This window comes from Komagataeibacter kakiaceti JCM 25156, assembly GCF_000613305.1.
In genome coordinates this window covers 1-11,217 of the sequence record NZ_BAIO01000042.1, presented here as the reverse complement: position 1 = coordinate 11,217, position 11,217 = coordinate 1, and the positions used below count along the sequence as shown (strand labels likewise).

The 11,217-nt window shown below is 62.5% G+C and carries 9 protein-coding genes; 8 read left to right on the top strand and 1 reads right to left on the bottom strand.

From position 1 onward, the window contains the following. Nucleotides 1-1,060: 1,060 nt before the first annotated feature. Entirely contained in the window at nt 1,061-1,804 is a 744-nt protein-coding gene (locus JCM25156_RS21610) for a DeoR/GlpR family DNA-binding transcription regulator (RefSeq protein WP_242402478.1), read from the bottom strand. 223 nt (nt 1,805-2,027) lie between these two features. Here JCM25156_RS21610 and JCM25156_RS04895 point away from each other — a divergent pair, with 223 nt between their 5' ends. From JCM25156_RS04895 to JCM25156_RS04860, 8 genes are all read left to right on the top strand, one after another. After that, entirely contained in the window at nt 2,028-3,626 is a 1,599-nt protein-coding gene (locus tag JCM25156_RS04895; RefSeq protein WP_025812332.1) for an FGGY-family carbohydrate kinase, read from the top strand. Continuing rightward, the gene (locus JCM25156_RS04890) at nt 3,623-5,335 is read left to right on the top strand and encodes a glycerol-3-phosphate dehydrogenase/oxidase (RefSeq protein ID WP_025812331.1); all 1,713 of its coding nucleotides are present in this window, start codon (nt 3,623-3,625) and stop codon (nt 5,333-5,335) included. The genes JCM25156_RS04895 and JCM25156_RS04890 overlap by 4 nt, the downstream gene beginning before the upstream one ends. Before the next feature lie 3 nt (nt 5,336-5,338). Next, nucleotides 5,339-6,337: a beta/alpha barrel domain-containing protein gene (locus JCM25156_RS04885; protein WP_025812330.1), complete on the top strand. Its 999-nt coding sequence runs from the start codon at nt 5,339-5,341 to the stop codon at nt 6,335-6,337. 313 nt (nt 6,338-6,650) lie between these two features. Further along, nucleotides 6,651-7,415, top strand: a complete 765-nt coding sequence (locus JCM25156_RS04880; RefSeq protein WP_025812329.1) for a triose-phosphate isomerase — start codon at nt 6,651-6,653, stop codon at nt 7,413-7,415. Nucleotides 7,416-7,417: 2 nt separating this feature from the next. Beyond that, entirely contained in the window at nt 7,418-8,230 is an 813-nt protein-coding gene (locus JCM25156_RS04875; RefSeq protein WP_148299326.1) for a DeoR/GlpR family DNA-binding transcription regulator, read from the top strand. 37 nt (nt 8,231-8,267) lie between these two features. Then, the gene (locus tag JCM25156_RS04870) at nt 8,268-8,750 is read left to right on the top strand and encodes an RpiB/LacA/LacB family sugar-phosphate isomerase (protein ID WP_025812327.1); all 483 of its coding nucleotides are present in this window, start codon (nt 8,268-8,270) and stop codon (nt 8,748-8,750) included. Nucleotides 8,751-8,802: 52 nt separating this feature from the next. Then, complete coding sequence (locus JCM25156_RS04865; protein WP_025812326.1) at nt 8,803-9,723, top strand: substrate-binding domain-containing protein; 921 nt, start codon at nt 8,803-8,805, stop codon at nt 9,721-9,723. 28 nt (nt 9,724-9,751) lie between these two features. Next, on the top strand, nt 9,752-11,217 hold a 1,466-nt coding region (locus JCM25156_RS04860; protein WP_025812325.1), incomplete at its 3' end, for a sugar ABC transporter ATP-binding protein.

Sequence of the window (11,217 nt, the reverse complement as noted above, 5' to 3'; positions counted from 1 at the left end):
CGCCGCACGATCACGCCGGGCGGTGGCGGCCCCACGATGACGGGCGGTTGCGCGCAGGCTTCCCCGCCGGTCAGGAGGGTAGCCATGACGATCAGGGCCGCCCACCTGTTCTTTTCATGTATGATCATTGTTCTTGCACCTTGCTGGGGAAAGGTCGATCCGGCCTTCTGTTACTTTCAGACAGGACAGCAGATGCAATGGATGGGAAGCTGCTGGAAAATAACCGACTGACAGGAAGGGATGGAAGTTTTCCGGTGCCGCCTTTTGTCAGGAAAGTTCCCCCCAAAACGCCCTATGCATTCAGGAATGCGCGACTACCGGGGAATGTGGCTGGTCAACCCTGAGCCGTTATTGCAACGGAGCCGCCTGTTTTGTCTGCTGCTGCCCACTGGTGGCGGGGTCCGGGTTTCGGGGCGGGGTGCCTGACGGATATTGCTCCGGCTGTTCATGGGATTTGCGGTCCTGATGGAAAGAAGGCCATGACTTTGATTCGGAACCCGTCAAAGCACGTGACGGCGGGGTGGTCGTGACCGGTTTTTCGGGTGTCAAGGCGGAAGGGGAGCGCGTGGCCTGCGCCATCCCCACCGCCGGATAGCCGGAGGCCAGTACGGTCATACATATAATTCCAAGACTTACAGGGTAAGACATGGAAACCTCCTGTTGCCGGGATGTGCCGGGACGCTTTTTTCAAGGGAAGCCTTTCGGTGCGGTCCCAACGATTCCAGACAGGTGGAGGTTCCTGTTTCCCTACGTCCTTTTGCCCTGATTATTCCCTGCTACAGGCTGTCGCACGGTGCGGGCAGGATATGTAATGATTTGTACGTTAATAAATATTATTTTATCAATTTTGATAGATACTAAATATCCATCCCATAAACGGAAAAAAAGTTTTGGTGAAGCTTTTTTCAAAAAGCTTCAAAAAACGCCACATTGTTGAAAAGGCGGCGACCGGAAAGGTTTATTATTTCCTGTCAACGACCGTCATGACCATCACAGACTTCCAGCGTGGCTCCGGCGGCAATCAGTTTTTCACGAATGTCCGGTTTGAGCTGGGTATCGGTCAGGACAAGATCAAAGGCATCAAGCCTCCCAGTCGATACACGCCCCCTGTCTGGAACTTGGAACTGTCCGCCAGCAATATGGTCCGGTCGGATATTTCCATGAGCACCCGCTTGATCTTGACCACATCGGGGTTGGTCTGGAACGCGGTGGTGCCATGGATTACGGATGTGGACAGGAACATGGTGTCGGCATGCAGCCCACGCGCCGCCTGTTCACAGATAAGTCCGAAAAAGGCGTTGCGCGGGCGGTTGTAATCTCCCCCCAGGCAGATCAGGCGCAGGTCGGAATAAGGGGTCAGGGCCGTAATCACCCCCATGGCGTTGGTGATGATGGTCAGCGGCGCCAGCGCGGGCAGCAGGGGCAGCATTTCGGCCACCGTGGTGGAATCATCCAGCACCAGAACCTGTTCCGGCCGGATCAGGGATACGGCGTGCGTGATGATGGTCTGCTTGCTGTCGGTCGCCCGCGCCTTGCGGTAGGTGACGGTCTTGCGCGTGGCGGTGCGGTCACGCAGGGCGAGGCCGCCATGCAGTTTCTCGATCAACCCCTGCCGCGCCAGCGCGTTGGCGTCGCGGTGGATGGTCATGCGACTGACGGCAAACCGCGCCGCCAGGTCATCGATCGTGGCGTTTCCCGTTTCAAACAGAAGGTCAAGAATACGCTGCTGGCGGCCAGCATTGTCCCGGCGGCGGGGGGAGGGGGCGGAATCGCGGGAAAGGGCCGGGGCCAGGTCATCGGTCATGCGGGAAAGCGATCCTTGCCATAAGGGAGGGATGGAGCCTGCGTGAAAATACCATCCACCCTACCACATGCAACGTGCGTGTCAGGTCCATGCGGTTTTTCAGGCGGAATGCGATCCGGTTCCCTCACATACGATCACGTATTTATGTGATATATGTAACATTTATTATGTTATTTATTGCGTCTGAATCCGTTGCCATCTGCTCGATATCAGGAGGTCAGGGATGCGCCGGGACTTCATCATCGGAATTGACTGCGGCTCGACCGCCACCAAGGCGGTCATTTTTTCACCAACCGGCCAGATCATGGGTACGGGGCGCAGGCGGCTGGCCCGCCACATGGACCGGCCCCACCATGTCGAGCGCGATATGGGGGAGGCATGGCTGGGCGTGGCGGAGACCATCCGCATGGCGCTTGCGGATGCTGGCCTGCCCGGGCAGGCCATCGCGGCCGTGGGGCTTACGGCCCATGGGGATGGGCTGTTCATGCTCGACCGCGGGGGCAATCCGCTCGGGCGTGGGATCATGTCACTCGACAGCCGTGCGACCGCGCTGCATGAAAACTGGCGCGCGCGCGGCGTGCTGGACCAGATCATGCCCGTTACGGGGCAACGCCCCTATGTCTATTCGGCCAGCACGCTCCTTGCGTGGATACGCGATCATGAGCCGGAGCGTTACCATGCCATCGGTTCCATCCTGTTCGCCAAGGACTGGATCAGGCTGTGCCTGACGGGTGAAATCGCAACCGACATGACCGAGGCCAGCACCGCCTTTACCGACCTGATGACACAGCGGTACAGCGCAGAAATACTGGATATTCTGGGGCTTGGGGCCATACAGGACTGCCTGCCACCCATGCTGGAATCCTGCACGCGCGCGGGGTGTGTCACCCCGGCGGCGGCGGCGGCCACCGGCCTGCTTGCCGGTACGCCGGTGGCGGCGGGATTGCATGATGTCACCGCCGCCGCCGTGGGCATGGGCCATACGCGCCCGGGTGACATGTCGCTGACCGCCGGGACATTTTCCATCAACGAGGTGTTCCGCGATCACCCCGTAACGGGCGATGGCTGGTCCTGCCGCGCGGGGTACCGCCGGGGGCTGTGGAACTGCATGGCGATCTCGCCTGCCTCGTCAAGCAATCTGGAATGGATGGCGAAACTGCTGCTGCCCGATGACGGGGAGGCGACCGGGCTGCTGATGAACGAGGTGGAGGCACGTCTGGCCACCCCGCGAGAGGCCCGCACCCTGCCGCTTTTCCATCCCTTCCTGTTCGGCTCACCTTATGCCGCGCCCGCCAGCGCGTCCTTTTTTGGCGTGCAGTCATGGCACGACCGCACGGACCTGTTTCAGGCCATGGTGGAGGGCATGGTCTTCAACCACCGCATGCACGTCACCGCCCTGCGCCAGACCGGACCGGTGGCGCGGCTGGGTGTGTCGGGCGGGGGAAGTGGCCAGCCCGCCATCGCCCGGCTTTTTGCCGATGTGCTGGACATGCCGGTCGAGATTTCCGGCGTGCGGGAGGCCGGTGCGCTGGGGGCCGCGCTGACGGCGGCGGTTGCCGTTGGCCTCCATCCCGATCTGGAACATGCGGTGGACGGGCTGGACGTGCCATGCACCACCTACCGGCCCGATGCGGCGCGCGCGGCGGTTTATGACAGCCTGTACCACCGTTACGTTGCCCTGACGCGGGCCATGCGCCCGTTCTGGCCATCCCTGTACGACATGACGCCCCAACCGGCGGCCCCGCCGCCCCGGCCCTCCATCCATCCCGACATTCCCCTGCACCTGTCGGGCGCGACCGTAATGGGGAGGATGCCGTCATGAATAACGGCACGCCGCCGGATCAGGCGCGAACGGAATTCGATGTCATCGTCATCGGGGCTGGAATCAATGGCGTCGGGCTTATGCGTGAACTGGCGCTACAGAACGTGCGCGTGCTGGTGGTGGACCGGGCGGATATCTGTTCGGGGGCGTCCTGCGCGCCGTCACGCCTGATCCATGGGGGTATCAAATACCTTGAAACGGGCGAATTCCGCCTTGTCGCGCAATCCACGCTGGAGCGGAACCTGCTGCTGCGCAACGCCCCGCATGTGGTGCATCCGCTACCCACGACCGTGCCGGTTTCCTCATGGTTCGGGGGGATCGTGCCCTCCATCCGCCGGTTCGTGGGGCTGGGCGGCAAAATGGCGGACCGGGGCGCGGTGGTGACCGAACTGGGCATGCTGATTTATGATTTCCTTGGTCGTCATAACCGGGTCATGCCACGTCACCGCTTTTTCCCGCGCCGCCAGACTAGGGCGCGCTGGCCGCACATGGCCACTTCCGTCATGGCGACGGGCCAGTATTACGACGCCGCCATCACCCAGCCCGAACGACTGGGCTACGAATGCGTGCGTGACGCCATGATGACGGAAAGCGGGTGCGTGATCGCGACCTATACACGCATCGAATCCTTCCATGACGGCACGCTGACCCTGCGCGACCGCCTGTCCGGCCGGTCATGGCAGGCGCGTGCGCCGGTCGTGGTCAATGCGGGCGGGGCGTGGATCGATCAGGTCAACGCCATACTGGGGCTGCGGACCCGTTATATTGACGGCACGAAAGGGTCGCACCTGCTGTTGCGCCATGATGCGCTGCTGCGTGAACTGGATGGGCACATGGTCTATTTCGGCACGCCGGATGGGCGTATCTGCCTTGCCTATCCCTTCCTCGGGCATGTACTCGTGGGCTCCACCGACATACGGCTGCGCGACCCGGATGCCGCCATCTGCACCGATGCGGAACAGACCTACATGCTCGACATGCTGGGCGCCCAGTTTCCCGGCTTCAGCTTCAGCGCGGATGATGTGATCTACCGCTATTGCGGCGTGCGCCCGCTCCCCGCTTCCGGCGCATCCGATCCCGGCGCGATCAGTCGTGACCATATCGTGCATGAGGACAGGCTTGGCCCGACCGTCCTTTTCTCGCTCGTGGGCGGGAAATGGACCACCTTTCGTGGTCTGGCGGAGGAAGTGGCCGACACCATCCTGCCGCGTCTTGGCGGGGCACGACAGGTTTCGACCCGCCTGCTGCCCATCGGCGGGGGCAGGAATTTCCCCAGACCCGCCCGGCAGGCCACCTATCTCGCGGGCATTGCCGAAGCCTATGGCATCCCACCCGAACGGGTGCGGACACTGTTTGCCCGCTACGGCACGCTGGCGCAGGACATCGCGCGTTTCTGCGCTCATGTAGCCGATATGCCCCTGCGCAGCCTGCCTACCTATACCCGCCGCGAAATCGCGTTCATCGCCCGGTATGAACAGGTCCGTCAGGTGGCGGATATTCTGTACCGGCGCACGACCATCGCCCTGTCCGGCGCGTTGACGCCCGATGTCGCGCGTGAAGTGGCGGACGTGGCGGGTGACGCCCTGGGGTGGGATGCGGATGAAATACAGCGTCAGGCGCGTGACGCCTGGCAACAGGCAGAGACATGCCACCACATGGCCGCCCACCCCATGCCGGAAGTCGTGCGGCCCGAAGCGATCGGAGCCTGAGCCATGAACCGCTATGAACAGAAGATCGCCCGCATGATCGCGGGAACCGATACGCCTGCCGACTTCATTCTGGCCGATGCGAAGGATGCGGACATGGCGGCCGGCATCAGCGCCATGGGCAGCCGCCGTGGTGGGGCCGCATCCTCCGCCTACCGTCCACGCGGGGCCTATCTGGATGACATACGCGCCATGCTGGAGCAGGATATTGTCGATATCATGCTGGTTTCCGCCTCCAATCTGGAAATATTGACCAGTGAGGGTGCTTTTGAGGGCAGCCGCGTGCAGCCCGCCATCCGCGCCAATGACAGCAGTGAATTATGGCGTGGCCGGGCCAGCCCCTACACCACCCAGAAATCGGTGCCGTTCCGTTCGGCCGCCCTGTCCGGGGCGCAGGCCCGGCTTGGCCTGTATTCCCTGACCTTCAATGGTGACGCCGCGCAGGACGCCCATGCGCTGGAATGTTTCCGCAGCTTCAGGGAAGATGCGCATGAACACGGGTTTTCCTATTTTCTGGAAGTGTTCAATCCCAACGAGGGACGGATCGCGCCGCAGGATCATGGCGTGTTCCTCAATGACATGATCGTACGCACCCTTGCGGGGCTACGTCAGGCGGAGCGTCCGGCCTTTCTCAAAATCCCTTATAACGGGGCGGCGGCGCTGACGGAGCTCTGTGCCTTTGACCCACGCATGGTCGTGGGAATCATGGGGGGTGGGAGCGGGACGACACGCGATTGCCTGGAACTGCTGTATCAGGCGCAGGGCTGCGGCGCGCGGGCTGCGCTGTTTGGCCGCAAGATCCTTGACGCCGATGATCCGCTGCTGCTGGTTCAGGCCATGCGTCACGTCACGGACGGTGATCTCCTGCCCGATGAGGCGACCTGCCTTTACCACGAAACCCTGGCCGGAAAGGGCCGCCGCGCAACCCGCCCGCTGGGCGCGGACCGCCGCGTTACGGAAGCCTGTCTGCTTGATGGCCCGGTGCGCGCGGAGGTGACGGGATAGTCATTCTGAAAGTTGTCTGAAAATAAACGATTGATAAAAAAACAATGAAAGTTTTTGGGTGCCGCCGTTTTTCAAAAAGGCGGCGTTCCCTGAAGCTTTATGATTTGCGGGATGTCTCAAAGGCTGGCTTTTCAAACAGTCTCGTGCAGGACATGCGACGTCTCCAGGTGCCGCTGGTGGGGATTTGCCCCCAGCGGATCATGGGAACGTGATGGACCACCCGCACATGCGCAGGCAACGATAACCTTTCTTGTGAGATATATCACACATGGAGCGTTACATATGAACGCTCCGGTCAATGTGGAGATATGTGATGCGCCCTGTGCCCGTGTGGGTCGGCACAAGCTGGAAAATGAACAAGGGGCCAGCCGCCGCGATTGAAACGGCGCGCGCGCTGGCCGCCTTCACTCCGCCCGCGGGTGTGCAGCCATTTGTCATCCCGCCTTTTACTTCGCTCAGGGATGTCTGCGCCATCCTGCACGACACCCCCGTACTGACCGGCGCGCAGAACACGCACTGGGAGGACGCCGGGGCATGGACGGGCGAGATTTCCCCCGCGATGGTGGCGGAATGCGGCGCGGAGCTGGTGGAAATAGGCCATTCCGAACGCCGCGCCCATTTTGGTGAGACGGACTGGACCGTCAACCTGAAGGTGCATGCGGTGCTGCGCCACGGCATGCGGCCACTGGTCTGCATTGGCGACAGCGCGCAGGAACATGATTTTGGCGTAACGCGTGAGGTTCTTGCCCGCCAGATCATGATCGCGCTGCACGGTGTCTCGCCCCGGAAGATGGCGCAGGTGCTGGTGGCGTATGAACCCGTATGGGCGATTGGCGTGAACGGACGGGCGGCGGAGGCCGGCTTCGTGGCTGAAATCCATGCCCATCTGCGCGCGGTGCTGGTGCGGATCGCGGGGGAAGAGGCGGGCGGGAACGTGCCGCTTCTGTACGGCGGCAGCGTCACGCGCGATAACGCCCGCGCCTATACGCGGCTTGACAATATAGACGGGGTCTTTGTCGGGCGCGCCGCGTGGAATGTTACCGATTTTGTGCAACTCATCAGGAGCGTGGCGCCATGAACATGACGCATCTGGCTGAATCCCGCACCGTTGCCGCCCGCAGGCGCGCCATTGTCGATTACGTCATTACGCGCGGCAATGTGGAGATTGATGAACTGGTTCTACGGTTTGAAACAAGCCGCATGACCATACATCGCGACCTGCACGCCCTGTCCGGGCAGGGTCTGGTGCGCAAGGTGCATGGCGGCGTCACGACCCTGCCCAACGGTATTGTCGAAAGCAGCGTGCTTTACCGCCTGCGCCGCGCGGTTCGTGAAAAAAAGGCCATCGCGGCGCTGGCGGCGGGCATGATCGTGCCGGGCGATGTGATCGCGCTGGATGATTCAACCACCGCGCGTTTCGTGTCGGACCATCTGGCCGGGATCGGGGCGCTGACGGTGCTGACCAACAGCCTTGGCGTCGCCACCACGCTGGCCGGGGCGCCCGACATCAGGCTGCTGGCGCTTGGCGGGTGTTACCATCCCACTTTCGATGCGTTTTTTGGGCTGTTATGCGAACAGGCCATTGGCGCGTTGCGGGTGAACACGCTGTTCATGTCGGTTTCCGCCATTCATGGGCTGTGCGCCTATCATCAGGAACAGGACATCGTGAAGGTCAAGCACGCGCTCATGCGCGTAGCGGACAGGCGCGTGCTGCTGGCCGACAGCACCAAGTTCGGCGTGACCGCGCTGAACCGTCTGGCTGACCTTGGGGAATTCGATGTGCTGATAACCGATGACGGCCTGCCCCCGGATATACGCGACCGCCTGCAGGATCGCGACGTCATGCTGCGTGTGGCGCGCTCCTGCACGGCCGACACGCTGAAGACGGCATGAAAACACAACCATAGATCCCTCAACATGGAGCAGAACCATGCGTATAGCCATTGGCGGCGACAGCGCCGGTAAGGGACTGTCCGGTATTCTCGTGCAGTACCTGATAGAGCGGGGGGAGCATGACGTGCTCGACATGTCCGCCCAGCAGGCGGGCAGCACGGAACCCTACGCCACGCTGAGCGAGCGCGTCGGCCTCGCCATCCTGTCTGGTGAGTTCGATCGCGGCATCCTGTGCTGTGGCACGGGCATCGGGGTGTGCATCGCGGCCAACAAGATACCGGCCATCCGCGCCGCATTGACGCACGATACCTATTCCGCCACGCGGGCCGCCCTGTCCAACAACGCGCATATCATCACCATGGGCGCGCGGGTGATCGGTGTGGAAGTGGCCAAGGGCATTGTCGATGCCTGGCTGGCCAACGCCTTCGACCCGCAGGGGGCATCGGCGCGCAATGTCGCGGCGATCGACGCCCTGGGCCTGAAATACGCCAGCCATGTGGCCGCCCCTTCGGAATGCTGAACATGGCGGGAAGACCCCGGCAGGATGCCGGTAACGGGAAAGAATAATAAAAATGAAAATGGCTTTTCTGCTTTCCGCGCTGCTTGCCTGCGCGCCGCTGGCCGCCCGGGCGGACGATACCGCAGCACCCCTGCGCTTCGTGCTGATCCCCAAGACGGTCCACCCATGGTTTGACAAGGTCAATACCGGCGCGCACGCGGCTGCCGACCTGCTGGGCAGGCTGACCGGCCGCAGGATCGAGATTGAGTACCGCGCCCCGCAGACGGCGGATGTCTCATCGCAGAATGACATTATCGAACGCGCCGTCGCGACACATCCCGACGGACTCATTCTCGACCTGCTTGATGAAAAGGGCAATCACGCCACCATGCAGGAAGCGGTGGATGAAAAGGTGCCCATGACCGTGTTTGATTCCCTGCCGCCAGAAGGCATGGACGTGACAGCCGTGGGGGCCGATTTCTGTGAACAGGGCACCATCGCGGCCCAGCGCCTCGCCAGCCTGATCGAGGGGAAGGGGGAAGTCGCGATCATGATGGGCGTGCCCACCGCGCCCAACCACAGCCTGCGCGCCCAGTGCGAGCGCACGGCCTTTGCGCGCTATCCGGGCATTAAGGTGGTCGCGACCGGCATTGATAACGACAGCATCGAAACCGCGCAGAAACAGGCCGCCGCCATCATGCAGGCGCATCCCGATCTGGCCGGCTGGGTGGCGTGCGATGCGTCCGGCCCGGTCGGGATCGGTCAGGCCATCCGTGAAAGCGGGCGCACGGGCAAGGTGCGCGAGGTCGGTCTTGATAACCTCAATGACATGATCCAGCTCATCCGTGATGGCGTGGCGGATTCATCGGCATCCAGCCGCCCCGAAATGCAGGGCTACTGGGCCGTGGTCGCGGCATGGCAGCGCGCGCTGGGCCAGAAAACCCCCAAGTATATCGACACGGGCATAGATGTGCTGACCAGTAAGAATATCTGAACAGGTCCGTCATGATGGAGTAACACCCATGGCAGTTCTCCAGGTTGAATCCCTGCGCAAGGTCTATCCCGGCGTTGTCGCGCTCGATCATATCGACCTGACGCTCGAAGCGGGAAAGGTCCATATCCTCGCAGGGGAAAACGGGGCGGGAAAGTCCACGCTGATCAAGGTGCTGACCGGACTGGTCCCCCCCGATCAGGGCCGTGTGCTGATCGGGGGGCAGGATGCACTGGCTGACCGTAGCCTGTTTGCCCGCGTGGCGTATGTGCCGCAGGAACTGAATCTGTTTGCGTCCATGACCGTGGCGGAAAACATGTTCATGCCGTTCGCCCGTTCCGGCTTCGGTAGCATGATGCTGCCGAAAAAGGCGATGCGGGAAGCCGCGCGCAGGCTCATGGCCCGCTTTGGCATGCACGCCCGCCCCGATCAGGCGGTGGGGCGCATAAGCGTGCCCGACCAGCAGCTGCTCCAGATCGCGCGCGCCGCCAGCCGGGAGGAATTCCGCGTTCTGATCCTTGATGAACCCACATCCTCGCTCACCTCCAGCGAGACGGAGCATCTGTTCACCATCCTGCGCACGCTGCGTGATGAGGGATGCGCGATCGTGTTCGTCTCCCACCGGATGGAGGAAATATTCGCGCTGGGTGATACCGTCACCGTCCTGCGCAATGGTCGCAGCGTGGGCACGTACCCCATGGCGGAGATGGAGGAACAGGAACTGATCCGCCTCATGTCCGGCAACACCGTTCAACTGGAGGAGCGTTTCCAGCCGCACGTACTCCCCTGCGCGGAGGAGGAGACGATCCTGAAGGTCGAACACCTGAGCGGCCCCGGCTTTACCGATGCGTCGTTCACGTTGCGGCGGGGCGAGATACTGGGTTTTGCCGGTCTGGTCGGCGCGGGGCGCTCGGAACTTATGCAGACCATGTTCGGCTACCACCGCGCCACGGCGGGGCGGTGTGTCGTGCACGGGCACGAAATCCCCCGTGGCCGGCCGGACGGCGCGGTAAGGCTGGGCATGCTCTACCTGCCCGAGGAACGTCGCCACCACGGCATCTTCCCGCTGCTGAGCGTGCGGGAGAACATCGGCATTTCCGTCCTGGGCCGGATCCTGCGTGGCGGCGTCATTTCATCGGGCCGGGAACGGCGCGTGGTGGCGGATACGGTCGAACAGTTCGATGTGCGTACATCCTCGGTGGAAAAGAAGATCATGTACCTGTCGGGCGGCAACCAGCAGAAGGCGATCATCGGCCGCGCCATGGCGTGCCAGCCGCGCGTGCTGATTTTTGATGAACCGACCAAGGGCATCGACATCGGCACCAAATTCCAGATCTACCGCATCATGCGCCAACTGGCGGAGGACGGGGTGGGCATCATCCTCGTCTCATCCGAAATGGCGGAGCTGCAACGCTGCGCCACGCGCATCATCACCATGCACGCGGGCCGGATCACCGGTTCGTTCGATCAGCCACGACCGACATCAACACACTTCGT